This window comes from Tardiphaga sp. 285_C5_N1_2, from assembly GCF_052076065.1.
GTDB classification, from domain to species: domain Bacteria; phylum Pseudomonadota; class Alphaproteobacteria; order Rhizobiales; family Xanthobacteraceae; genus Tardiphaga; species Tardiphaga robiniae.
On the sequence record NZ_CP197241.1, the window covers coordinates 5,496,222 to 5,521,600 of the forward strand.

The window sequence follows — 25,379 nt, forward strand, 5'->3', positions numbered from 1 at the left end:
CCGGGCATGACGGAGTTATAGGTGCGGGCATCGCGTTTACGCCGCCCGGATATTCCCCATGAACCGGTCGAGCTCGGCACGCAGACGCGCACTCTCGCTCGACAGGGTCTGCGCCGAGTTCAGCACCTGAGCCGACGCCGCGCCGGTTTCGGTCGCGCCGCGATTCACATCGACGATATCGCCGGCGACCTGTTGGGTGCCGTGGGCAACGCGCTGAACGTTCTGCGCGATTTCGCGCGTGGCAGCGCCCTGCTGCTCGACGGCGCTGGCGATCTCGGACGCAATGCCGGAAATCTCCCCAATGGTGTTGCCGATCTGCTTGATCGCCGACACCGATTCCTGCGTCGCACTCTGCATGCCGGCGATCTGGGTCGAGATTTCCTCGGTCGCCTTTGCGGTCTGGCTGGCCAGCGACTTCACTTCGGACGCCACAACCGCGAAGCCGCGGCCGGCATCGCCGGCCCGCGCAGCCTCGATGGTCGCATTGAGCGCCAGAAGGTTGGTCTGTTCCGCGATCGCCGTGATGAGATCGACGACGTCGCCGATGCGCTGTGCGGCACGCGACAATTCGCCGATGCGGGCATCGGTCTGCTGCGCCTGCACGACGGCGCTGTCCGCGATCTTGCTGGAGGTCTGGACCTGCCGGCCGATTTCATTGACCGACAGCGACAGCTCCTCGGTTGCAGTCGCCACCGACTGCATGTTCGAGGAGGCCTGATCCGATGCGCCGGCGACGCGGCTCGACAATCCCTCGGTGGTCTCGGCGGTGCGCGTCAGCGTGCCCGCTGCGGTTTCCAGCTGCCCTGCCGATGCCGACACGTTCGAGACGATAGCGCCCACGGCGGCCTCGAAATCGTCGGCAAAGCGAATGAGTTCGGCACGGCGCGCCGCACCGGCTTCGCGGCTTTGCTCTTCCTGCGTAGCGGCATCCCGCTCGGCCTTCGCGATGGCCTGTACCTTGAACTCTTCCACGGCAGAGGCCATGTCGCCGAGTTCGTCGCGGCGGCCAAGACCTGGCAGCACGACTTCGAAGTCGCCGGCTGCGAGCTTGCGCATCGCTGCGCACATCGCAATCATCGGGCCGGCAATGCTGCGGCCCAGCAGCAGCGCAAGGATAGCACCGACGATGAAGCCGCCAACGCCCAGCACCATCACCTGGCGCTCGGTGTCGTGGATCGTGGTGTCGGATTCGGTTTCAAGACGCTGCTGATCGGACAGCAGATCCCCCTTCATCGCCGTCGACAGCTTGGTGATCGCTCCCGCTGTCTCCGACATTTCCTGAACGAGACCGTCGACCTTCTTGGTGTTCTCAACGAACTTGACGAAAGCATCAGCGTAGAGCTTCGTCTCCGCGGTGATCTCCTTCACCTTGTTGTTGATCTTGTCGTCATTGGCATAGATCGTCGCAAACGAGTTCTGCAGGAACTTGATGCGGGCCGTTGCGGCATTCGAGGTCTTGTCCTCGGCCTTGCCTATATAGGTGTTCACGAGCGACGTCGCGGTGATGAACTGGGTGGTGATTTCCTTGACCTGATCCTGTACGGAGGCAAGGCCGGCCATGGTCGCGGTATCGCCGAGATCATCGATCTTGTTACGCAGCATCAGGCTGGTGCGCGACAACTGGGTCGACGCGATGGTGTCGTTCTGTCCCTTGACGGTGAGGATGTCGGCGAACACCTTGGTGAACGTAATGAATTCGCGGGACAGTTTGGTGATCTTGTCGAGCCGCGCGGAGTCCTTGGTCACCTTCATCGACTGGTCGATGGCGTCTTTCAGACTGGTTTCCGCAGCCTTCGCTGCCTTGGCGTCCGCTTCATTGCTGGTGAGGACGTAATAGCGCGTCAGCGCCTGATAGGAGGTCAGTTCGCGGTCGATATTGCGGGCTAGACCAGACTCCGCAACGCTGGTGCGATACGACACCACGCCGGCCGAGATGCGCTCGAAGCCGACATAAGCGAGCACCATGCTGAGCGCGGAGATGGCGAGCACGGCCGCAAAGCCCAGCGTCACCTTGGCGCGGAACCTGAGGGCAGGAAACTTAAAAGAAGCCGGCTTCTTCCGGACAAGCGTCGTCGTTGCCACGTGGGGCCCCCGTTCATCACTCCCAACATCCCGGTCATCGCGCGCAAGCGCGCGCAAAGCCGATGCCCAAACCTACGGCACATTGGCTAAGGACGAGTAAACGGATACCGGAACTTCTGGAGGTTGCGCGGCAGGCGAACAGGACTGTCATTCCGGGGCGGGCCGACGCCGTAGGCGGCGGGACCGAACCCGGAATCTCGACATGTTGTGCAAAGCAGCTCAAGATTCCGAGCCCATGCCGGCCCGCTACGCGGTCCGTCCTGTCCCGGAATGACGAGCCAACTACGCCGCCATCGCCGGCGGGGTCAGCGACTGCCAGTTGTTGGCGAGCTGCAGCTTGGGCTCGGTGAGTGCCTGCAACTGCTCCAGCGTCATGCCCTCGACCATCTCGCGCACGAACAGGCCCTGCACCGTGACGTCAATGACCGCCAGATTGGTGTAGATGCGCTTGACGCAGCCCGGTGCCGTGAGCGGCAGCCGACACTTCTTGAGAATACGCGGCTTACCGGCTTTGTCGGTATGATCCATGATCACGCGGATTTCCTTGGCGCCGACCGCGAGATCCATCGCGCCGCCGACACCGGGCGGGAAGGACGGGTCTTCCGTAGTCCAGTTGGCGAGATCGCCGGCTTCGGAGACTTCAAAGGCGCCGAGCAGGCTGACATCGAGATGCTTGCCGCGGATCATCAGGAACGCGTCGGCGTGGTGCATGAACACCCCGCCCTTGATCAGAGTCGTGTAGTTCTTGCCGGCATCGATCAGGTTCTCGTCTTCCGTGCCCGGCTCCGGCTTCGGACCGAGACCGAGAATGCCGTTCTCGCTATGGAAGATCACCTCGCGCCCATCGGGCACATAGCTCGCCGCTCGCGTCGGCATGCCGATGCCGAGATTGACATAGGCGCCTTCCTGCAGGTCCTGCGCGGCGCGCCAGGCCATCTGGTCGCGATTGAGCGGCTTGTATGTTGCGGTCTTATCAGACGACGTCATGCCTTTGCTCCCACTACCACCACACGATCGATGAAAATGCTCGGCGTCACCACCGCTTCCGGATCGAGACTGCCGAGTTCAACCATTTCATTGACCTGCACGACGCTGAGATCGGCAGCCATAGCCATGATCGGATTGAAGTTACGCGCCGACTGGTCATAGACGAGGTTGCCCCAGCGATCCGCCTTCTTGGCGCGCAGCAGTGCAATGTCGCCCTTCAGCGGCTTCTCGAACACATACAGCACGCCGTCGATCTCGCGGGTCTCCTTGCCCTCGGCGAGTTTCGTATGCGCCGTGACCGGCGAGAAGAAGCCGCCGAGCCCCGCGGCATGGGCATGCATGCGCTCGCTGATGATGCCCTGCGGCACCAGTTCGAGTTCCAGCGTCTTGGCACGATAGGCATTCAGGAAAGCGCTGTAGTCGCCGGAGCGCGGATAAGAACAGATCACCTTGGCGACGCGGCCGGAATTGATCAGCCGGGCCAAACCAGTGTCGCCATTGCCGGCATTGTTGTGGACGATGGTGAGATTGGTCGCACCCTGCTCGTGCAACGCCTCCAGCAGATCATCGGCAATGCCGACAGTACCGAACCCGGCCACCAGGACGACTGCCCCGTCCTTCACCCCAGCCACGGCCTCGGCCGGGCTGGCTACGCTCTTATCGATCACTCCCGAAAACTCCTCGTCGCGGAATTGTTATTGTCCGCAATCGCTTGCGGCATTTATTGCGCCGCGACTAGAGCATTGCGGCCTGCGGATATGTAGGCACAAATTTGCAGGAGGGATACGCGCGTACCCTCCCCTGGAGGGGGAGGGTCGGTGAGCACCCGCGAAGCGGATGCGAGACGGGGTGGGGTCAGACCACACACTGCGTCGCTTGTGATTTCACCCCACCCCGCTGCGAGCTACGCTCGCATCGACCCTCCCCCTCCAGGGGAGGGTGAAGCACCCACCAAATTCCCAGTTGCAAACTTTCCGCACCGCGCTTCTAATTGGAATAATTAAAAAATACCGGGAGGTCTGCGTGTCCACAGTGAAACTGACGGTCAATGGCAAATCTGTCTCTGCCACGGTCGAAGACAGAACCCTTCTCGTCCACCTGCTCCGCGAAAATCTCAACCTGACCGGGACCCATGTGGGCTGCGATACCAGCCAGTGCGGCGCCTGCATCGTGCATATCGACGGCAAGGCGGTGAAATCCTGCACCACGCTGGTCGGTCAGATCGACGGCGCCAATGTCACCACCATCGAAGGCATCGCCAAGGGTGACCAGCTGCATCCGATGCAGGCGGCGTTCCGCGACAATCACGGCCTGCAATGCGGCTACTGCACGCCGGGCATGATCATGTCGGCGATCGACATCGTGAATCGCCACGCGGGCGATCTCGATGAAGAGACGGTGCGCCACGAGCTCGAAGGCAATATCTGCCGCTGCACCGGCTACCACAACATCGTCAAATCGGTGCTCGACGCCGCCGGACGCATGAAGGTTGCGCAAGCGGCTGAATGAGCCGCGGCGCATTGATCTGAGCTGAGCCAACCGCGCCTTTCGATGGAAAGCGCGGACAATCAAAAACTCCGGCAGGGAGACCCATGAGATGGGCGTTGAAGGCATCGGCGCACGCGTTGCGCGCAAGGAAGACAAGCGATTCATCACCGGCCGTGGCCGCTATGTCGACGACGTCAAGATCGTCGGCCTCACCCACGCGCATTTCATCCGCAGCCCACATGCCCATGCGAAAGTAAAGGGCATCGACGCCTCCGCCGCCAAGGACATGCCGGGTGTGGTCGACGTGCTCACCGCGCAGCAACTGGTGGACGACAAGATCGGCAACCTGATCTGCGGCTGGGCGGTGTCCTCCAAGGACGGCACACCCATGAAGATGGGCGCATGGCCGGCGATGGCGCCGGACACCGTGCGCTTTGTCGGACAGGCCGTGGCGGTTGTGATCGCCGAGACCAAGAACCAGGCGAAGGATGCGGCCGAGGCCGTGGTCGTGACTTATGAAGAACTTCCTGCCGTCAGCAGCATGACCGCAGCGCTCGCCTCGGGCGCGCCGCAGCTGCATCCGGAAGCGCCGGGCAATGTGGTCTATGACTGGGCGATCGGCGACGAGAAGCTGACCAATGACGCCTTCAGCAAGGCCGCCAATATCGTCTCGCTGGACCTGACCAACAACCGGCTGGTACCGAACGCGATGGAGCCGCGCGCAGCCGTCGCGGAATATGACGACGCAGAAGAGCACTTCACGCTCCATACGACATCACAGAATCCGCATGTGGCGCGGCTCGTCCTGTCGGCGTTCTACAATGTCGCGCAGGAACACAAGCTGCGCGTCATCGCCCCCGATGTCGGCGGCGGATTCGGGTCGAAGATCTTCATCTATCCCGAAGAAATGGTTGCACTCTGGGCCTCGAAGAAAGTGCGACGCCCGGTGAAATGGACCGGTGACCGCACCGAGGCCTTCCTCACCGATGCCCATGGCCGCGATCACATCTCACATGCCGAGATGGCGTTCGATGCCAACAACAAGATCCTGGGCCTGCGGGTGAAGACTCACGCCAATTTCGGCGCCTATATGTCGCTGTTCTCGTCCTCGGTGCCGACCTATCTCTACGCGACGCTGCTGTCGGGCCAGTACAATATCCCGACCATCTATGCCGAAGTGATGGGCGTCTATACGAACACCACGCCGGTCGATGCCTATCGCGGCGCCGGACGGCCGGAAGCGAGCTATCTGGTGGAGCGGCTGATGGAGACATCGGCGCGGCAGTTGAAAGTCGATCCGGCCGATCTGCGCCGCATCAACTTCGTCACCCAGTTTCCGCATCAGACGCCTGTCATCATGGCCTATGACATCGGCGACTTCGGCGCCTCGCTCGACGCAGCGCTGAAGGCCATCGACTATGCCGGCTTCCCGGCGCGGAAGGCCAAGGCGAAAGCCGCCGGCAAACTGCGCGGCCTCGGCTTCTCCTGCTACATCGAGGCCTGCGGCATCGCACCGTCCAAGGCCGTCGGCTCGCTCGGCGCCGGCGTCGGCCTGTGGGAATCCGCAGAGGTGCGCGTCAATCCGGTCGGCACCATCGAAGTGCTGACGGGCTCACACAGCCACGGCCAGGGCCATGAGACGACCTTCGCGCAACTCGTTGCTGACAGGCTTGGCATCTCCGTCGATCAGGTCCAGATCGTCCATGGCGACACTGATAAAGTGCAGTTCGGCATGGGCACCTATGGCTCACGCTCGGCGGCGGTCGGCATGTCCGCGATCTTCAAGGCGATGGAGAAGGTAGAAGCCAAGGCGAAGAAGATCGCCGCGCATCTGCTCGAAGCCTCCGAAGGCGACATCGTCATCGAGAATGGCGAGTTCAAGGTGGCCGGCACTGACAAGACGATCGCGCTGCCGATGGTCGCGCTCGCTGCCTATACCGCGCACAACCTGCCTGATGGCATGGAGCCCGGGCTGAAGGAAGGCGCGTTCTACGATCCCACCAACTTCACCTTCCCGGCCGGCGCTTACATCTGCGAAGTCGAGATCGACCCTGGCACCGGCAAGACCGACATTGTCGACTTCGTTGCGGTCGATGACTTCGGCCGGCTGATCAATCCGATGATCGTCGAAGGCCAGGTCCATGGTGGCCTCGCCCAGGGCATCGGTCAGGCGATGCTCGAAAGCGCTATCTATGACGACAACGGCCAGCCGGTGACGGCGTCGTTCATGGATTACGCCATGCCCCGCGCCGACGACGTGCCGTCGTTCCGGGTCTCGCACACCACGACGCTCTGCCCGGGCAATCCGCTCGGCGTGAAAGGCTGCGGTGAGGCCGGCGCGATCGGTTCGTCGCCCGCGGTGATCAACGCCATTACGGACGCGCTCGGCCACAACAAGATCGAGATGCCGGCGACGCCGGGCCGTGTCTGGGAAGCGCTGCAATTGCAGCAGGCAGCGGAATAAGCGGAGTGTTTTCAAGCGAAGTGGAAGCCGGTTCGCGTCAAGAAAACACGACCAAAAGATAAGGGAGCAATACGATGTACGAGACCACTTATCACCGCCCCGCCAGCATCGACGAAGCAGCGGCCCTGTTCGCCAAACATCCCGAGGCTAAATATCTCGCCGGCGGCCACACGCTGATCCCCGTGATGAAGCAGCGGCTGGCATCGCCAACGGATGTCATCGACCTCGCAAAGATCAAGGAGATGATCGGCATCGAGGCAACATCCGACGCGTTGATCATCAAGGCGGCGACGACCTATTACGACATCACGCAGAGCCCCGCGGCGAAGAAGGCGATCCCGGCGATCGTGCATCTGACGTCGGTGCTCGGCGACCCTGCCGTGCGCTATCGCGGCACCATCGGCGGCTCCATCGCCAATAACGATCCCGCCGCCGATTATCCCGCCGCCGTGCTGGCGCTGAATGCCACCATCAAGACCAACAAACGCGAGATCAAAGGCGACGATTTCTTCCAGGGCCTGTTCTCGACGGCGCTGAAAGAGGACGAGATCATCACTTCCGTGTCGTTCCCCATTCCGGCCAAGGCCGGCTACGCCAAGATGCGCCACCCGGCGTCGCGTTTCGCACTCACCGCGGTGTTCGTCGCCCAGACAAAGTCCGGCGAGGTCCGTGTCGCTGCCACCGGCGCGTCGCAGAGCGGCGTGATGCGCGTGCCGGCGATCGAGGCGGCACTGAAAGCGAACTGGTCGGCAGGAGCGCTGGATGGCGTGAAGATCTCAGCCGATGGGTTGATGGGTGACATCCACGGCTCGGCGGAATATCGCGCCAATCTCATCAAGGTGATGGCACAGCGCGCGGTGGAAGCGGCGGGGTAAAACTCGAACCTCTCAATTGTCATCCCCGCGAAGGCGGGGATCCATAGCCTCCATCCCGTCGTGGCGGAATGGCGGCAGAGGCCTTTGCAAAACACGAACTCGGTGGTTATGGGTCCCCGCCTTCGCGGGGACGACATCGAGTTTTGGCTTCAGCATTTTTGTGCAGTGCCGCAGCATGGCCGCATGCAGGATTGCGGCCAAAAGCTTCTTGCCCTTGTCACCTCCAGCATAGACAGTTTCCGGCAAATCGGCCCGTCGCCATCGACGGCCTATATCAAGCATGGGAAACACAAGTGCAGGACACCACCATCGCGTCGTCGCGATCACAGACCAAAGCCACCGGCCCGCTCAAAGGCACACGCATCGTCGAATTCGCCGGCATCGGTCCGGGTCCGTTCGCCTGCATGCTGCTGGCCGATATGGGCGCCGAAGTGATTACGCTGGTGCGGCCGAAGCAGATGCCGAAGGGCGCTGCGTCACGCGGCCGCAAGGTGATCGAGGTCGATCTCAAGGACAAGACTGCCATCGCACAGGTGCTGTCGCTGCTGGATAGCGCCGATGCGCTGGTGGAAGGCTATCGCCCCGGCGTGATGGAACGCCTCGGCCTCGGGCCGGATGTCGTCCTCGCCCGCAACAAGAGACTGGTCTATGGCCGCATGACCGGTTGGGGCCAGCATGGCCCGCTGGCGCAGGCCGCCGGCCATGACATCAACTACATCTCCATCACCGGCGCGCTGGCCGCGATCGGCGGCGCCGACAAACCCGTGCCGCCATTGAATCTGGTGGGCGATTTCGGCGGCGGCTCGATGTATCTCGTGATGGGCATGCTCGCCGCCATGCTGGAAGCCAGCCGCTCCGGCCAGGGGCAGGTGGTGGACGCGGCCATGTGCGACGGCGCGGCATCCTTGATCACCATGTTCTTCGACATGACCGCGGCCGGTCGCTGGAAGGAAAGTCGCGAGAGCAACATGCTCGATGGCGGTGCGCATTTCTACGGCGTCTACGAATGCAGCTGCGGCAACTTCATCTCGATCGGATCGATCGAGCCGCAATTCTATGCCGAGCTGCGCGAACTCGCCGGGCTGTCGGAGACCTGCTACGACAATCACATGGATTCCAAGAACTGGGCTGCGGTGAAGGACAAGCTCACCGCAGTGTTCAAGACCAAAAGCCGCGACGAATGGTCCAAAATCATGGAAGGCACCGACGTATGCTTTGCGCCGGTGCTGACCATGTCCGAAGCGACGAAGCATCCGCATATGGTGGCGCGCGAAGTGTTCATCCAGCACGAAGGCGCGACACAGCCGGCACCCGCACCGCGGTTCTCGCGCACGCCATCGGCGGCACGGCCGGCGGTGAAGATGGAACTGGTTGATGCGGTGAAGGAGTGGGCGAGTTGAGAAAGCTCATACTCGCCTAAGGAGCTCCGCTTCTCTTATCCCTCCCCCTTGTGGGGAGGGTGGCCGGCCGAAGGCCGGTCGGGTGGGGGTGCCCCACGTGACGTCGGTGTGTGGGGAAACACCCCACCCGTCTCGACCGCTTCGCGGTCGATCCACCCTCCCACTGCGCGGCTTCGCCGCTTGAGGGAGGGAGAAGAAAGAACTACGCCGCGGTCTTATCGCCGACGTGCAACACGCCGCGCCTGATCTGGTCTTCCTCGATCGACTCGAACAGTGCCTTGAAATTGCCCTCGCCGAATCCGTCATCGCCCTTGCGCTGGATGAATTCGAAGAAGATCGGTCCGATCGCATTGGCCGAGAAGATCTGCAGCAGCACCTTGGTCTCGCCGCCTTCGACCACGCCCTCGCCGTCGATCAGGATGCCGTTCTTCTGCAGGCGCGGCACGTCCTCGCCATGCTTCGGCAGCCGCGCATCGATCTTCTCGAAATAGGTCACAGGCGGCGCCGGCATGAAGGGCAGGCCATCGGCGCGCAGCTTCTCGATGGTCGTGTAGATATCCGTCACACCGCAGGCGATGTGCTGGATGCCCTCGCCGTGATAGGTGTTGAGATATTCCTCGATCTGGCCGGCATCGCCGGCATCCTCGTTGATCGGAATCCGGATCTTGCCGTCCGGACTGGTCAGCGCACGCGAGAACAGGCCGGAGGCGCGACCCTCGATGTCGAAGAAGCGGATCTGGCGAAAATTGAACAGCTTCTCGTAGAACCCGGTCCAGACATCCATGCGGCCGCGATGGACGTTGTGGGTGAGGTGGTCGAGATAGAACAGGCCGGCGCCTTCGGGCCGCGGGTTCTTCGCGCCCAGCCATGTGAATTCTTGGTCATAGGCCGAGCCCTTGGCGCCATAGCGATCGACGAAATACAGCAGGCTGCCGCCGATGCCCTTGATGGCTGGCACGTCGAGCGTCTTCTGCGCTGCGATTGCATCCGCCGGCTCGGCACCGAGCAAAATTGCGCGGTCATAGGCCGCCTGCGCATCGACGACGCGGAACGCCATCGACGGCGCGCAGGGGCCGTGCGCGGCGACGAAATTGAAGCCGTGAGTTCCGGGCTCTTCGTTGACGAGATAGTTGATGTCGCCCTGACGATAGACCGTGATCTTCCTGGTCTTGTGCTTCGCGACCGGCACATAGCCCATCAGCCTGAACAGGGCGTGGAGTTCTTCAGGCCTCGGATGCGCGTATTCGACGAATTCAAAGCCGTCGGTGCCCATCGGATTATGTGCCGAGATGGTGGCGGCCGGCGCGTCGTGCGGAAACGGACCCATGGTGATCTCCCGAAGCTGATTTGCATTATCGCTTGCCTGGAGTGTCGGTCGTTTGCGACGCAAGGTGCATGCAAATTCGGATGGAATATGCGACATTCATGCACGGTTCACGCATGAAAGAGGCTTTTGACGCATGATCCCGGTAGACGCCTTCGATCTCAAGATGCTGGCTGCCCTGCAGAACGACGGCCGGCTGACCAACCAGCAGCTCGCCGATGCCGTCGGCCTATCGGCCTCGCAATGCTCACGGCGGCGGATGCGGCTCGAAGAGGAGAAGGTGATCTCCGGCTATCACGCCGACCTGTCATCGGACGCACTCGGCTTCAACGTGATCGCCTTCATCCAGGTGCAACTGGCCACCCACTCGCCGGACAATGCCAAAAAGTTCCGCACGCTGGTGCAGCGGGTCGACGAGGTGCAGGAAGCTTACTCACTGACCGGCGACGCCGACTATGTCCTCAAGGCCGTGCTGCGCGACCTCAAGGGATTGTCCGATCTCGTCAACAATGTGCTGATGCCGCATCAGAGCGTGGCGCATGTGCGTTCGTCGATCGTGCTGGATCGGTTGAAGGAAACATCGAAACTGCCGCTGAAATCAGCCCTCGCCTGAGCGCAAAGGGTATCGCATGGGCGCGGCGGCTCAACATCCCGCGCACGGACGCAGCGTCGTAGCACCCGCCTTCCGGCGTCAGGCCGCCTGACAGTTCACGAACCATCGCGGTTCTGCCAAGATCGGCGCAACGAACCGATTGGGAGAGAACGATGGCACTGGCGCTGCGGCCAAACTGCGAATATTGCGACAAGGATCTGCCGCCCGCAGCACCCGATGCGCGCATCTGCACCTTTGAATGCACATTCTGTGCGGATTGCGTGGACACCAAGCTCTTCAATGTCTGCCCGAACTGCGGCGGCGGTTTCGCCCCGCGTCCGATCAGGCCGGCCACTGAATGGCGGCCGGGACTTTCCGTTACCAAGCGTCCGCCGTCGGACAAGCGCGTGCATCTCTCCCGCAGCCTCGAAGACATCGCCGCGCAGTCGGCGCGTATCAAGGACGTTCCGCCGGAGGAGCGGTGAGGCACGTCAACTTGATCGCGTCGTAGGATGGGTAGAGCGTCTTCGCGAAACCCATCCTACGGCCGGTGTATCACCGCTTGTTCGGATCGAAGCGCTTCTCCAGGCCCTTCCAGCAATCCGCATAATCGCTCTGCAGCGTCGCCGTCGTTGCCGCGTGTTGCGTAACGCGCTGCGGGTAGCGGGTCTCGAACATGAAGGCCATGGTGCCGGTGAGCTTCACCGGCTTCAACTCGCCATTGCTGGCGTGATCAAAAGCCTCGCGATCCGGACCGTGCGGCAGCATCATGTTGTGCAGGCTGATCCCACCCGGCGTGAAGCCCTGCGGCTTGGCATCATAGACGCCGTAAATGAGACCCATGAACTCCGACATGATGTTCATGTGATACCACGGCGGACGGAACGTGTTTTCCGCCACCGCCCAGCGCTCCGGGAAGATCACGAAATCGATATTCGCGGTGCCGGCAGTTTCCGATGGCGAGGTCAGCACCGTGAAGATCGACGGATCGGGATGATCGAAGCCGATGGCGCCCACCGGCGAGAAGGTCCGCAGGTCGTATTTATACGGCGCGTAGTTGCCGTGCCAGGCGACGACATCGATGGGCGAATGCGGTAGCGTGGTGACAAACAGCGAGCCGCCCCATTTCACATAGAGCTCGGTCGGCGTGTCCTTGTCCTCATAGGCAGCCACCGGCGTGAGGAAGTCGCGCGCATTGGCAAGACAATTGGCGCCGATGGGCCCGCGCTCAGGCAGCGTGAAGGCGCCGCCATAATTCTCGCAGAGATAGCCGCGCGCCGCGCCGCCCGTGAGTTCGACGCGAAACTTGACGCCGCGTGGGATCACGACGATTTCGCCTGGCTCGGCATCGATGCGGCCGAATTCGGTGACGAACAACAAGTTGCCCTGCTGCAGCACGAACATCATCTCGCCGTCGGCATTGTAGAAATGCTGATCGACCATGGATTTGGTGATCAGATAGACATGCGCCGCCATACCGGCCTGTGTCCCGGCATCGCCCGCCGTGGTCATGGTCTGCACGCCCTGCAGGAAGGTCATGTCCTCCTTGGGGATCGGCGCCGGATCCCAGCGCAGTTGCGCAATGGGCATATCGTTCTCATGGCACGGCGCGGTGCGCCACAGCTTCGCGTCCGCCTTTTCGAAGCGGCCGGAGTGCTTCACCGAGGGGCGGATGCGATACAGCCAGGATCGCTCGTTGGTGCCGCGCGGCGCCGTGAAGGGCGAACCTGACAGTTGCTCGGCATAGAGCCCATAGGCGCAGCGCTGCGGCGAATTGCGGCCGATGGGCAGCGCGCCGGGGAGCGCTTCGGTCTCGAATGAATTGCCAAAACCGGACATGTAGCCCGGCGTGACATTGGACGTCGCACGGCTGATCAGATCGGGATTGGTGGTGATGTTCATCTCATCCTCCTTTTCCTACCGTCATTGCGAGGAGCGCTTGCGACGAAGCAATCCAGTCTTCCTTTGTGACCTTCTGGATTGCTTCGCTTCGCTCGCAATGACGAATCTACTATGTTACCCTTGGAGCGCGGCCCACATTTCGCGGTCGCGCTTGTCGGTCCAGATCACGGGATCGTCGATCCCCGACGCTTCATCGAAGGCGCGGGATACGTTGAACGGCAGGCAGTGTTCGTAAATCGCAAAGCTCGAAAACTTCTTGTCCATGACGTCGCGGGTTGCCGCCATGGTTTCCTTCAGGCTGCGCCCCTTGGCGACTGACAGCTCCGCCGCGCCGTAGAGTGACATCACGAAATCACGCGTCATCGCGATCGCCTCGCGGGTCGTTTCCAGCCCTTTCAGTGCATCGCCGCGGCCCGGCGCAATCGCTTTCGGGTTGAACGCGCGAATCTCGTTGAGCGTCGATGGCCATTCGCGCAGCAGCGCATCGCCGCAGTAGCAGGCCGAATGATACTCGATGAGATCCCCGGAGAACATGACTTCGGCATCGGGCACCCAGGCAACGATATCGCCCGACGTATGACCGGCGCCGAGCTGCATCAGGCGCACCTCGCGCTTGCCGAGGAAGATCGACATCTCGCCTTCAAAAGTGAGCGTTGGCCAGGTCAGGCCGGGAATGCTCTCAGCATCCTGGAACAGGCGCGGGAAGCGGCCGAATTCGGAATCCCAGTCCTGCTGGCCGCGCTCCTCCACCAGCCGATAGGTTTCCTGCGACGCGACGACGCCCTGCGCCTTGTAGGCGGACGCGCCGAGCACACGCACCGCATGATAATGCGACAGCACGACATATTTGATCGGCTTGTCGGTGACGGTTCGCACCCGCTCGATCACCTTGTTGGCCATCGCCGGCGTCGCCTGCGCGTCGAACACGATGCAACCGTCATCGCCGACGATGACAGCCGAGTTCGGATCGCCCTCGGCCGTAAAGGCATAGAGATCGGTGCCGATCTCCGAGAAGGTGACCTTCTTCTCGGTCATGTCGGTGGTGGATGCGAAACCCTTGGTCATTCGATATTCCCTTTTGTATTTGTCTTTAGCCTCTGGGCCGTCATTGCGAGGAGCTTTTGCGACGAAGCAATCCAGTCTTTCTTTGTGGTTTTCTGGATTGCCGCGTCGCTTCGCTCCTCGCAATGACGGCTTCTGCTATTTTCGCTTCGTCTCGTCCCTCACATTCGGCAGCCGCCGCTTCGCCAGCGCAATCGCGTCACCGAGCACAGCGGCATCGCCGATATGATTGGCGAGGATCAGCACCAGCGCCGTATCGAGCGCTGCGCTTTGTTCATCACTCAATCCGCGATGCGCCTCGACGATCGCACGATAGGCGTCGTCGGGGCTGGCGAAATTGGACGTCGTGGATAGCGCCGTCATGACGGCCTCCCGCTGGCACGCGCGACCGCAGCCTTGATCGCCTGCGGCGTCGGATGCCGGAAACGCGCAGCGACATAACCATCGGGACGCAGCAGATAGGCGGCACCCGGATCGGCACCGTAACGCGCCTTGAACAGTCCGGTCTCGTCACGCAGCGCCGCATCGTCACCGACGACCAGACGGGCCACGCCCTCGGGCAGTTCGATCGCCTGACCATCCGACTGTAGCACGGTAAAGCCACACCCCGCCCCCGCGAAACATTCCGAGAGAAACACATGTGCGCCGTCATCGCTGACGAGCGGCGCATCCGGCATATGCGCGCCCGGTCGCGGGCCGCCGGACCACTCATCGCTATCGGTCGTCGAGAGCGGCGACTGATAGACCGACGGCACGGACAGTCGCCCGCCATTGATCATCCGCTTGGCGAAATCGGCTTCCCTGGCGAGCGACAGTATTGCCTGCCGCATGCGCTGCTCCTGCTTCGAATGCGGCGCGATGAAATCCGTCGCATGGGTCGAGGCGCGGATGTTCTCGTCTGCGGCCGGGCCCCGCTCGGCGTCATAGCTCGCCAGCAGCGACGCCGGCGCATTGCCGGCCAGCACCAGTGCGAGCTTCCAGGCGATATTCTCGGCGTCTTCAAGGCCGGAATTGGCGCCCCGCGCGCCGAAGGGCGACACCTGATGCGCGGCGTCGCCGGCGAAGATCACGCGCTCATGCAGGAAGCGCTGCATGCGGCGGCACTGGAACTTGTAGACCGAGATCCACTCGAAATCGAAATCATCGTGGCCGAGCATGCGTGCGATGCGCGGACGCACTTTCTCCGGCCGCCGCTCCTCGGTGGGATCAGCATCTGGCCCGAGCTGCAGATCGATACGCCAGACATCGTCGGGCTGACGATGCAGCAGCGCGGACTGGCCGGAATGGAATGGTGGATCGAACCAGAACCAGCGTTCGGTCGGGAATTCCGCGGTCATCTTGACGTCGGCGATCAGGAACTGATCCTCGAACACCTCGCCGGAAAAATCCGCCCCGACCATGCCACGCAGGCCGGAGCGTGCGCCATCGCAGGCAACGACATAGTCGGCGCGCAGCGTGTATGGCCCATCGGGTGTCTCGATGGTGAGTTCGGCGTGATCGTTGTGCTGCGCCAGCGCGATGACCTTGTTGCGCCAGCGCAGATCGATCTCCGGCAATTGATGCACGCGATCGACCAGAAAGGATTCAGCGTAATATTGCTGCAGGTTGATGAAGGCCGGCATCTTGTGGCCGGTCTCGGGCAGCAGATCGAACTGGTAGAGCATGTCCGGTCCGAGAAAGATCTTGCCGACCTTCCACACCACGCCCTTGTCGATCATGCGATGGGCGACGCCCAGGCGATCCCAGTATTCGAGCGAGCGCTTGGAGAAACAGATGGCGCGCGAGCCGTCGCCGATGCGATCGGCGTCGTCGAGCAGCACCACGCGCTGTCCGCGCTGCGCCAGATCGATGGCCAGCGACAGGCCGACAGGGCCAGCACCAACGATCACCACGGGATGATGCGCCGCAGCGGCAGCTGACCGCGCCTGATCGGCATGGCGACAATAGGCAAACTGGCGGACATGCTGCGCCATGGCTCAACCCCTGCCCTGCAACCGGATGTATTTTTGGATCAACGCTGGTCTGGCCAACGGACCGCACTCCCTCTAAGATAGTCTCATTTGCAACCATCTAAACGCCGGACCCGTGGCGGCGTCAACAGCAGAATTGGTGGCTCCGTGGCGAAATTCGACCTGTTTCAGTTCGTTCCGTTCCGGCTCAACCGGCTGGCCGCGGAGGTCAGCGCCGCACTGTCCGACGAGTATCAGGTACGCTATGGGCTCGATATTCCGGAATGGCGCGTCATCGCCACGCTGGGCTTTCGCGACGATGCCTGCAGCGCGCAGTTCATTTCGCAATGCACACGCACCCACAAATCCACCATCAGCCGGGCGGTGACGGCCCTGCTGGACCGCGAACTCATCGAACGGGTCGAAAACGAAGACGACCGCCGCGCCTTCGAACTGCGTCTCTCCGCGAAAGGCACAGCGCTCTATGAAGAACTGATCCCGCGCCTGCTCAGCAAAGAGCGCGACATCCTGTCATGCCTGACGGCGCAGGAGCGCAAGGACTTCGCCGCTGCACTCGGCAAGATCGAGCGTAGCCTCGACCTCGTGCAGACCCGGCATGGGCAAAAGGCCGGCGCCTATTGAGAGATTAGTCTTTCACAAAGGAGCGCGATGGCATCTCGTGCAGCGCATAGGCATCGGCCTTGCTGCCCTCGACGCGCGGATAGAGCTCGCGCACCAGCGGATCATGGCCGGGAATGATGCGATCGGGGTGGCCGGCAAGGCGCTCGCAGGTGGTCCAGCCGTCGCACATGTCACCGATATTGTAGACAATCGGAAACGGGCTGCGGCGCTGCATATTGCCGTAATAATGCGAGGCATCCGATGCCAGCACAACGGGGCCCCGCGCGGTCTGCACGCGCACGATCTGCAAACCATCGGAATGGCCACCAACGCGGTGCAGCGTGACGCCCGGAGCAACCTCGCCATCGCCATTGTGGAACGTGACGCGCTCATTGAACACGTGTCGCACCATCAGCGTGACGTCTTCCGCCGAGAACGGATGCCGCAGCAGCCCGTTGCACATGCAGCGGCCCGTCGCGTAGCTCATCTCGCGGTCCTGCAGATGGAACCTGGCATTGGGGAGGCGATCGAGATTGCCGGCATGATCGTAATGCAGATGCGTGACAATGACGTCGCGGATGTCCGCCGCGCGAGCGCCGAAATCGGCCAGCGCGTCGATGGGATTGATCGTGAGCTTGCGGCTGCGCTCCTTCGAGGCGGCTTCGTTGAAGCCGGTATCGACAAGAATGTCGCGGCCACCGCCGCGGATCAGCCAGACGAAATAATCTAGATCGGCCGCTGCGGTCTCATGGGGATCGGGTGCGAGATAATTCATCTGCGGCGTCCGCGGCGTCATCGTGGCATAGCGGATCGCATAGATTTCGTAAGTCACGCTCATTCGTCCCGTCCCATTCCCGATCGTTGTTATGCGCAACAAGCCATTGCTGCCGGGAAAGGTCAAACCGTTCCAGCCACCGGAATGACCGGGAACCAGGACTGTACGACAACGCCAGACGCGTGGTGAATTGATGCGATAGCTGGCGCCCACACAGCACGTTGACAGCCGCGATCACGCCGGTTTGATAATGCGAATGGCGTGGATTAGTGTCGCTTGCGGCGCAAGCCGCAGCTTGGACAGCGCCCTCAAGTGTGGACCGGTTTCATTATGAAAATGCGCATTGCTCTGATCGCTCTCCTGACGTTTGCCGCCACGCCCATCTGGCAGACCTCCGCCGCGGAAGATCGGACCCACCGGATCGCACTGGTGATCGGCAATGCGAAATATCCGGACGCCGAAGCTCCGCTCAAGGAGCCTATCAACGACGCCCGCGACGTCGCTGCCGAATTGAAGCGCGACGGATTTGAGGTCGATACCGGGGAAAATCTCGGCGGCGACGGCATGCGCCGGGCGCTCGACAAATTCTACGGCAAGGTGAAGCCCGGCTCGGTCGCCCTGGTGTTCTTCAGCGGCTTCGGCATCCAGTCCGCGCGGCAGAGTTACATGATCCCGGTCGATGCCCAGATCTGGACCGAGCCCGACGTGCGCCGCGACGGCTTCAGCCTTGAGACCGTGCTGGGCGAGATCAACGGCCGCGGCGCCGGCGTCAAGATCGCGCTTTTGGACGCATCTCGTCGCAATCCGTTCGAACGCCGGTTCCGCAGCTTCTCCGCCGGACTCGCTCCGGTGATCGCACCGAGCGGCACGCTGGTGATGTATTCGGCGGCTCTGAGCTCGGTCGTCAGCGATGGCGGCGGCGATCATGGGTTGTTTGTCAGCGAATTGCTGAAGGAAATCCGGATTCCGGATCTCACCGCCGAGCAGACGCTGAACCGAACCCGCGTTAACGTCACCCGCGCGTCGCGCAGCGAGCAGGTGCCGTGGATTTCGTCGTCGCTGGCAGAAGACTTCTCTTTCATGGCGGGAACGCGCCCGGCATCGGCCGCTGTGGCAGAAGCCAAACCGGCTGATCCGGCGCCGGCTGCGACACCGCGCCCCTCTGCTGTGGCCAAGCCGGAAGTCGCCGCCGCACCTGTCGCCCCCGCGCCTGTTGCGCCCACGCCGGCCGCTCCGGCAGCAGCGCCTGCGCCGGCCGCGGCACCGACTCCTGCTCCTGCTCCCACCGTCGCCGCTGAAGCGCCCCGTGACGAAAACAAGATCCTGCTGGCGCTGGCGGAGGATCCGACCGTCAAATCGCTGAACGTCAAGCTGACCGACAATCCGGAAGACGCCGGCGCGCTGTATCGCCGTGGCCAAGTCTATGCCAGCAAGGGCGCCTATTCCGCGGCCATCAAGGATTTCGACGCCACGATCAAACTGAATCCCAAGGATGTCGAGGCCTACAACAATCGTTGCTGGGCGCGCACCGTGACCGGTGACCTCGCCGCCGCGCTCAAGGACTGCAACGAAGCCCTGCGCCTGCGCCCGAATTTCGTCGATGCGCTGGACAGCCGCGGCCTGGTCAACCTCAAGAACGGCCAGAGCAAGAACGCGATTGCGGATTTCGACGCTGCGCTGAAGATCAATCCGCAGCTGACCTCATCGCTCTATGGCCGCGGCCTCGCCAAACATCGCCTTGGCCAGACGGCTGAAGGCGATCTCGACATCACCAATGCCAAAGCCATGGACCCGGACATCGTCAAGGAATTTGCCAGCTACGGCGTTCGATAGAACGGCGTCCGATAGGACAGCGCGCGATAGCACGCCATCCGATGATCCCCAGAGGTCGCCAGGATTTCGCAGGAAGGTCGCAAGAAAATCGTAGGAAAGTCGCAAGCCCGGTTTGAACCTGCGGCGCGCGAGCGGACACTATTGATGGCAAGCCGGAAGCCATCCTGAAGCGATCCGGCACCAGAATTTGCTGGATTTGATTCAAGCGCGTTTCGCGCGACTAGATGAAGGATGCACCCATGTCGAACACATCCGCACGCCCTGGCTTCAAGGCACTTCGCACGATCGCCATGATCAGCGTCGCCCTGTCGCTGACCGCAGGCATCGCCGCAGCGGCTGAGGAAGTGACCTCCGACCAGATCCTGCGCGCGCTGGCGCCGAAGAAGCCGCTGACCCGCGGCCTGTCGATGACGCCGCCGGCCGAGCCGGCCGTCAATGCCGCCGAAGGCAAGTTCGTCGACTCCCTTCGCAATCGCAGCACGCGGTCGCTGTCGATCGGCGAGCGCGAGCAGATCGCCGCCGTCGCCCAGACCAAGCCGGCGATCGATCTGGAAATTACCTTCGACTACAATTCGGCGAATATCAGCAAGAAGTCGCTGTCCTCGGTGCAGGCCCTCGGCAAGGCGCTGAGCAGCGAAGACCTCAAGGGCGCGACCTTCGTGGTCGCCGGCCATACCGACGCGGTCGGCGGCGAAGAATATAACCAGGACCTGTCCGAGCGCCGCGCCGACGCCATCAAGCGCTATCTGACGGACAAATACGGCATCGCCGGCGCCGACCTCGTCACCGTCGGCTATGGCAAGGGCAAGCCGAAGGCCGGCGTTGCGCCGACCGATCCGTCGAACCGCCGCGTTCAGGTGGTGAATATGGCGAACAAGACCACCGCATCCCAATAGAGCTCGGTGGTACCTCTGAGCTTGCTGCGGATTGCCGCACCATAGCGTTCCGCGCCACGCGGGACGCTGTTTGCTGTGGTGATCGCGGATATCCTGTATAGATTGCCCCGACCTGCCGCCGCACCGATCGAATGCCCCTGGTGCTCCGTAATACCAAGTGGATCGATCTCGCAATGAAGGCTTTTGCCTGCTTCTCCCCCTCTCTCGCATGTCTGTCACTGGCGGCCACCATGGTCGCAACCACCTCTATCGGCTTCGCCGCTGAACCCGCACCCGCCGGCTCCGCCTCGCCGAATGGCGCCATGGTGATCGTCGCCAAAGCCACCAATGCCTGCTTCTCCGATCTCGTGCGGGTCACTGGATTCGTGGTTCCGCGCCGCGAGGCCGTTGTCGGCGTCGAGACCGAAGGTTCAAAGGTCTCCGAAGTGCTGGTCCGCGAAGGCGACAGCGTCACCGAGAACCAGGAACTGGCCCGGCTGATACCGCCGCCGACAGCAGGCAATGCACGCCCGAATCCTGTGACGCTGCGCGCCCCCGCGGCAGGTCTGATTACCTCCGTGAACACCATCGTCGGTGCACCGGCCTCGCCGCAGGCCGGGCCGATGTTCAGGATCGCCATCAACAACGAGCTCGAGCTCGATGCGGAAGTGCCGAGCATCCACATCCTCAAGCTCAACCCCGGCGTCACGGCGCGGATCAGCCGCGACGATCAGCCCGATATTTTCGGCAAGGTGCGGCTGGTGTCGCCACAGATCGACCGCGTGACACAGCTCGGCCATGTCCGGCTGTCACTGGCCAGCAATCCGTCGCTCAAGGTCGGTGTCTTCGCCCGCGCCAGCATCGACGCCAAGCGCAGCTGCGGCGTCGCGATCCCGCGCTCGGCGATCGAACACTTCATGGTGCAGCTCGTGAAAGGCAACACCATCGAGACCCGACGGGTAAAAGTCGGGCTGGTGTCCGATACGTCGACGGAAATTCTTGAAGGCGTCGAGGTGGGCGACATCGTCGTCGCCGATGCCGGCACATCACTCCATGACGGCGACAAGGTCCAGACCATGTTCGCCGATGACCTCGATCGATCGCGGGTGCGTTAATGGCAATGAATATCTCGGCATGGTCGATCCGCCATCCGCTTCCGTCCATCGTCTTCTCGATCATTCTTCTGGTACTCGGCTGGATCAGCTTCACCAAGCTGGCGATCACGCGGCTACCGAGCGCAGACATTCCGGTGATCTCGGTCGCCGTCTCGCAATTCGGCGCGGCGCCCGCGGAACTTGAAGCGCAGGTCACCAAGACCATCGAAGACGGCGTCTCCGGCGTCGAAGGCGTGCGCCACATCTCGTCGTCGATCACCGATGGCCTGTCGGTCACGACGGTGCAATTCGCGCTGGAAACCAACACCGACCGCGCGCTGAACGACGTCAAGGACGCCGTGACGCGCGTGCGCGCCAATCTCCCGCAGAATGTCAATGAACCGCTGATCCAGCGCGTCGACGTCATCGGCCTGCCAATCGTGACCTACGCCGCGATATCGCCGGGCAAGACGCCGGAGCAGCTGTCGTGGTTCGTCGACGACGTCGTCAAGCGCGCGTTGCAGGGCGTGCGCAACGTCGCGCAGGTCGAGCGCATCGGCGGCGTCGAGCGCGAAATCCTCGTCTCGCTCGATCCCGATCGCTTGCAGGCTGCAGGCCTTACCGCCGTTGACGTCTCCAGACGTCTGCGCGGCACCAATGTGGACCTCGCCGGCGGCCGCGCCGAAATCGGCAAGAACGATCAGGCCATTCGCACACTGGCCGGCGCCAAGACGCTGAATGAACTCGCCGGCACCATGATCAGCCTGCCCTCCGGCGGCGAAGTGCGGCTCGAAGATCTCGGGACGGTCACCGACACCATCGCCGACCGCCGCACCTTTGCGCGCTTCAACGGCGAACCGGTGGTGGCGCTGGGCATCAAGCGCTCCAAGGGCGCCAGCGATGTGGTGGTCGCCGCCGCCGTGCAGAAGCGCATCGATGCGCTGAAGGCATCCTATCCCGACGTCGATCTGAAACTGATCGATACGTCGGTCGACTTCACCAAGGGCAATTACGAAGCCGCGATCTCGACGCTGTTCGAGGGCGCGGCGCTTGCCGTCATCGTGGTGTTCTTCTTCCTGCGCGACCTGCGCGCCACGGTCATCGCCGCGATTTCGCTGCCGCTGTCGATCTTCCCGGCCTTCTGGGCGATGGACCTGCTCGGCTTCTCGCTCAACCTCGTGAGCTTCCTCGCCATCACGCTCTCGACGGGCATTCTCGTCGATGACGCCATCGTCGAGATCGAGAACATCGTGCGGCATATGCGGATGGGCAAGTCGCCCTATCGCGCCGCGCTGGAAGCAGCCGACGAAATCGGCCTCGCCGTGATCGCTATTAGCCTCACCATCATCGCGATCTTTGCCCCGGCCAGCTTCATGTCGGGCATCGCCGGACAATTCTTCAAGCAGTTCGGCATCACCGTTTCGGTGCAGGTGTTCTTTTCACTATTGGCAGCGCGCTTTGTCACGCCCGTGCTGGCCGCCTACTTCCTCAAGGATCACAAGCACGACGATCCACCGCCGGGGCGCCTGCTGCAAGCCTACAACAAGCTCGTGACCCTGTCGGTGAAGCGCTACTACGTGACGGTTCTGTTCGGTCTCGCCGTCTTCGCACTGTCGATCTGGAGCATCCAGCTGCTACCGCAGGGCTTCCTGCCGGCCCAGGACACGGCGCGTTCGCTGATGGCGATGGAATTGCCACCGGGATCGCAGCTCGCTTACACCGAGAAAGTTACAGAAGACATCGTCGCACGGCTTCGCAAGCGACCTGAAGTGAAGAGCGTATTCGTCGATGGCGGTCACGTTCCGCCCGGCACCTATGAAGTGCGGCGCGCAGCTCTGATCATCAACTACACCCCGAAGAGCGAACGCGACAGCGCACATACACAGCGCCTGCTCGAACTCGAGATCAGCAAGGAACTCGAAAGCGTTCCGGATATCCGTTACTGGTTCCTCGACGAAAACGGACTACGCGCGATCTCGCTGGTGGTGACCGGCACCGACAGCAACATCGTCGCCAATGTCGCCAGCGAACTGGCGACACAGATGAAGCGCATTCCGCTGATCTCCAACGTGATCTCGGAAACCTCGCTGGATCGTCCTGAGCTGCGGGTGCAGCCGCGCGCCGATCTCGCGGCACGGCTCGGCGTCTCCACCGAAAGCCTGTCGGAAACCATCCGCGTCGCCACCATCGGCGACGTCGGCCCGGCGCTGGCGAAATTCGATGCCGGCGACCGTCTGGTGCCGATCCGCGTGCAGCTCGAAGACACGGCACGCGCCGATTTCCAGATCCTCGAACAGTTGCGGGTGCCGCTTGGCGGCGGGCGCGGCGGCGTGCCGCTATCCGTGGTCGCCGACATCAAGCTCGACCAGGGACCGACCAGCATCAACCGCTACGACAGGGAACGTCAGGCCACCGTGGCCGCGGATCTCGTGGGCACCGCCGCACTCGGCGATGCCCTGAAGAAGATTTACGAACTGCCGGTCATGAAGAGCCTGCCGAAGAATGTGAGCGTCAAGCAGTCCGGCGACGCCGAAAGCCTGAACGAACTCGCTGATGGTTTCGCCACTGCGATCTCGGCGGGCCTGATGATGGTCTATGCCGTGCTGGTGCTACTGTTCGGCACTTTCCTGCAGCCGATCACCATCCTGTTCTCGCTGCCGCTCTCGATCGGCGGCGCAATCCTGGCGCTGCTCCTCACGGGCAAGCAACTGACGACGCCTGTCTGGATCGGCATCCTGATGCTGATGGGCATCGTCACCAAGAACGCCATCATGCTGGTGGAATTTGCGGTGGAAGCCATTCGCGAAGGCAAGCCGCGAGAGGTCGCGATCATCGATGCCGGCATGAAGCGTGCGCGGCCGATCGTGATGACCACCGTTGCCATGGTCGCTGGCATGATGCCGTCCGCGCTGGCCTTCGGCGCCGGAGGCGAGTTCCGCTCGCCGATGGCGCTTGCTATCATTGGTGGGCTGATCTTCTCGACGGCGCTGTCGCTGCTGTTCGTGCCGGCGATGTTCATGATGATGGACGATGTCGGACAATTGGCATGGCGCTTCGGGCGCAAGCTGCTGGTGTCGAGCGGCGAGGAAGACCCGCAAAACGGTCAACCACCCGCCGTCCCGCACAAATAGGCAAAAGCAATGACCCTGTCCGTCGCCTCTTCCAAGCGAACCACCACATGGGCCAGATTGCTGGTCGCGCTGTCGCTATGCGTGTTCGCGCAGCCGGCTCTGGCCGCCGACGATCCTGCTGATGCCCCGAAGGGTGCAGCAGTGACCGTACTGACCGCCGCGAAGTCCTGCTTCTCCGCCACGGTCGAAGTCTCCGGCATCCTAATCCCGCGCGAGGAAGTCTCGATCCGTCCCGACCGTCCGGGCCTCAAGGTCGCAGAGGTCATGGTCGATGCCGGCGAGAACGTCACCGCGGGCCAGATCCTCGCACGCCTGACGCCACCGGAAGGCGGATCGCTCCAGGTTCAAGCGACGGTCGCAGGATTGGTCAGCGCCTCGTCCGCCGTGGTCGGATCGCTTGCATCGGCCAAGGGCGAGGCTCTTTTCAGCATCATCGCGCGGAGCGAGTTCGAATTCATCGGTCAGGTACCGACGCGCGACCTGCCGAAGCTGAAAGTCGATCAGCCGGTCAAGGTCAAGGTGATCGGCGCTGGAGAGCTGGACGGTAAAGTGAAACGCGTCGCCTCTACCGTGGAGCCCAACAGCCAGCTCGGCCAGGTCGTGGTCTCGATCACCTCGGCCCGGCGGCTGATGAGCAATTCCTACGCGCGTGCCATCATCAAGACTGGCGAAAGCTGCGGCGTCGCAGTGCCATTGACCGCTGTTCTCTACAGTGCCGGCGGGACCGTCGTGCAAGTGGTCCGGCGGCAGCGTATCGAGACGCGGCGCGTCGAGATCGGGCTGATGTCAGGTGGACGCGTGGAGGTACGCGAAGGTTTGAGCGATGGCGATGTGATTGTCGCACGCGCGGGCGCCTTGCTGCGCGAAGGCGACCCGGTTCGGCCGGTGATGGCTAACGCAGACGCTGCAAAGTAATCGTAACAGG

21 protein-coding genes are annotated in these 25,379 nt (G+C 62.6%); 12 read left to right on the forward strand and 9 right to left on the reverse strand.

Annotated features, from left to right (window positions below; translation table 11 throughout):
- Positions 1-36: 36 nt before the first annotated feature.
- The 3 genes from AB7951_RS26030 to AB7951_RS26040 form a co-directional block, all read right to left on the reverse strand.
- On the reverse strand, positions 37-2,082 hold the full coding sequence (locus tag AB7951_RS26030) for a methyl-accepting chemotaxis protein (protein ID WP_244628369.1): 2,046 nt from the start codon (positions 2,080-2,082) through the stop codon (positions 37-39).
- A gap of 282 nt (positions 2,083-2,364) precedes the next feature.
- Positions 2,365-3,069, reverse strand: coding sequence for a 3-oxoacid CoA-transferase subunit B (locus AB7951_RS26035; RefSeq protein ID WP_199711993.1), 705 nt, complete (start codon positions 3,067-3,069; stop codon positions 2,365-2,367).
- Positions 3,066-3,734: a 3-oxoacid CoA-transferase subunit A gene (locus AB7951_RS26040; RefSeq protein ID WP_199712009.1), complete on the reverse strand. Its 669-nt coding sequence runs from the start codon at positions 3,732-3,734 to the stop codon at positions 3,066-3,068. The genes AB7951_RS26035 and AB7951_RS26040 overlap by 4 nt, the downstream gene beginning before the upstream one ends.
- A gap of 358 nt (positions 3,735-4,092) precedes the next feature.
- On the opposite strand from AB7951_RS26040, the gene AB7951_RS26045 reads away from it, so the two are divergent.
- The 4 genes from AB7951_RS26045 to AB7951_RS26060 all read left to right on the forward strand — a co-directional run bounded on the left by AB7951_RS26045 (position 4,093) and on the right by AB7951_RS26060 (position 9,296).
- Positions 4,093-4,578, forward strand: a complete 486-nt coding sequence (locus tag AB7951_RS26045) for a (2Fe-2S)-binding protein (protein ID WP_068737631.1) — start codon at positions 4,093-4,095, stop codon at positions 4,576-4,578.
- A gap of 88 nt (positions 4,579-4,666) precedes the next feature.
- Complete coding sequence (locus AB7951_RS26050; RefSeq protein ID WP_120287907.1) at positions 4,667-7,021, forward strand: xanthine dehydrogenase family protein molybdopterin-binding subunit; 2,355 nt, start codon at positions 4,667-4,669, stop codon at positions 7,019-7,021.
- A 74-nt stretch (positions 7,022-7,095) separates the two neighbouring features.
- Complete coding sequence (locus AB7951_RS26055; protein ID WP_120287906.1) at positions 7,096-7,896, forward strand: FAD binding domain-containing protein; 801 nt, start codon at positions 7,096-7,098, stop codon at positions 7,894-7,896.
- Positions 7,897-8,189: 293 nt separating this feature from the next.
- On the forward strand, positions 8,190-9,296 hold the full coding sequence (locus AB7951_RS26060) for a CaiB/BaiF CoA transferase family protein (protein WP_120287904.1): 1,107 nt from the start codon (positions 8,190-8,192) through the stop codon (positions 9,294-9,296).
- Positions 9,297-9,498: 202 nt separating this feature from the next.
- Here AB7951_RS26060 and hppD read toward each other — a convergent pair whose 3' ends face one another.
- Positions 9,499-10,623, reverse strand: coding sequence for a 4-hydroxyphenylpyruvate dioxygenase (gene hppD / locus AB7951_RS26065; protein WP_120287903.1), 1,125 nt, complete (start codon positions 10,621-10,623; stop codon positions 9,499-9,501).
- 133 nt (positions 10,624-10,756) lie between these two features.
- Here hppD and AB7951_RS26070 point away from each other — a divergent pair, with 133 nt between their 5' ends.
- Together AB7951_RS26070 and AB7951_RS26075 are read left to right on the forward strand one after the other, a co-directional pair.
- Positions 10,757-11,233 (forward strand): Lrp/AsnC family transcriptional regulator, encoded by a 477-nt coding sequence (locus AB7951_RS26070; protein ID WP_120287902.1) that lies wholly within the window; start codon positions 10,757-10,759, stop codon positions 11,231-11,233.
- A 152-nt stretch (positions 11,234-11,385) separates the two neighbouring features.
- Positions 11,386-11,697 (forward strand): DUF1272 domain-containing protein, encoded by a 312-nt coding sequence (locus AB7951_RS26075; RefSeq protein WP_120287901.1) that lies wholly within the window; start codon positions 11,386-11,388, stop codon positions 11,695-11,697.
- 70 nt (positions 11,698-11,767) lie between these two features.
- Here the strand turns inward: AB7951_RS26075 and hmgA are convergent, their stop codons facing one another.
- From hmgA to AB7951_RS26095, 4 genes are all read right to left on the reverse strand, one after another.
- Positions 11,768-13,114: a homogentisate 1,2-dioxygenase gene (gene hmgA / locus AB7951_RS26080; protein ID WP_120287900.1), complete on the reverse strand. Its 1,347-nt coding sequence runs from the start codon at positions 13,112-13,114 to the stop codon at positions 11,768-11,770.
- Positions 13,115-13,228: 114 nt separating this feature from the next.
- On the reverse strand, positions 13,229-14,179 hold the full coding sequence (locus AB7951_RS26085; RefSeq protein WP_093758037.1) for an MBL fold metallo-hydrolase: 951 nt from the start codon (positions 14,177-14,179) through the stop codon (positions 13,229-13,231).
- Positions 14,180-14,314: 135 nt separating this feature from the next.
- Positions 14,315-14,539, reverse strand: a complete 225-nt coding sequence (locus AB7951_RS26090) for a DUF2783 domain-containing protein (protein ID WP_120287899.1) — start codon at positions 14,537-14,539, stop codon at positions 14,315-14,317.
- Positions 14,536-16,149 carry an FAD-dependent oxidoreductase gene (locus AB7951_RS26095; protein WP_120287898.1) on the reverse strand — a complete coding sequence of 538 codons (1,614 nt, stop codon included), beginning with the start codon at positions 16,147-16,149 and terminating at the stop codon, positions 14,536-14,538. Before AB7951_RS26095 ends, AB7951_RS26090 begins: the two co-directional genes overlap by 4 nt.
- A gap of 144 nt (positions 16,150-16,293) precedes the next feature.
- On the opposite strand from AB7951_RS26095, the gene AB7951_RS26100 reads away from it, so the two are divergent.
- Positions 16,294-16,767, forward strand: coding sequence for a MarR family winged helix-turn-helix transcriptional regulator (locus AB7951_RS26100; protein ID WP_089266730.1), 474 nt, complete (start codon positions 16,294-16,296; stop codon positions 16,765-16,767).
- Positions 16,768-16,771: 4 nt separating this feature from the next.
- Here AB7951_RS26100 and AB7951_RS26105 read toward each other — a convergent pair whose 3' ends face one another.
- Positions 16,772-17,584, reverse strand: coding sequence for an N-acyl homoserine lactonase family protein (locus tag AB7951_RS26105; protein ID WP_089266728.1), 813 nt, complete (start codon positions 17,582-17,584; stop codon positions 16,772-16,774).
- A 267-nt stretch (positions 17,585-17,851) separates the two neighbouring features.
- On the opposite strand from AB7951_RS26105, the gene AB7951_RS26110 reads away from it, so the two are divergent.
- From AB7951_RS26110 to AB7951_RS26130, 5 genes are all read left to right on the forward strand, one after another.
- The gene (locus AB7951_RS26110) at positions 17,852-19,354 is read left to right on the forward strand and encodes a caspase family protein (RefSeq protein WP_120287897.1); all 1,503 of its coding nucleotides are present in this window, start codon (positions 17,852-17,854) and stop codon (positions 19,352-19,354) included.
- Between the two features lie 239 nt (positions 19,355-19,593).
- A complete protein-coding gene (locus AB7951_RS26115; RefSeq protein WP_089266920.1) occupies positions 19,594-20,250 on the forward strand; it encodes an OmpA family protein in 657 nt (218 codons plus the stop codon).
- Between the two features lie 230 nt (positions 20,251-20,480).
- On the forward strand, positions 20,481-21,344 hold the full coding sequence (locus tag AB7951_RS26120) for an efflux RND transporter periplasmic adaptor subunit (protein ID WP_120288117.1): 864 nt from the start codon (positions 20,481-20,483) through the stop codon (positions 21,342-21,344).
- Complete coding sequence (locus AB7951_RS26125) at positions 21,344-24,454, forward strand: efflux RND transporter permease subunit (RefSeq protein ID WP_068737659.1); 3,111 nt, start codon at positions 21,344-21,346, stop codon at positions 24,452-24,454. Before AB7951_RS26120 ends, AB7951_RS26125 begins: the two co-directional genes overlap by 1 nt.
- A gap of 9 nt (positions 24,455-24,463) precedes the next feature.
- Positions 24,464-25,369: an HlyD family efflux transporter periplasmic adaptor subunit gene (locus AB7951_RS26130; RefSeq protein ID WP_120287896.1), complete on the forward strand. Its 906-nt coding sequence runs from the start codon at positions 24,464-24,466 to the stop codon at positions 25,367-25,369.
- The last annotated feature ends 10 nt before the right edge of the window (positions 25,370-25,379 follow it).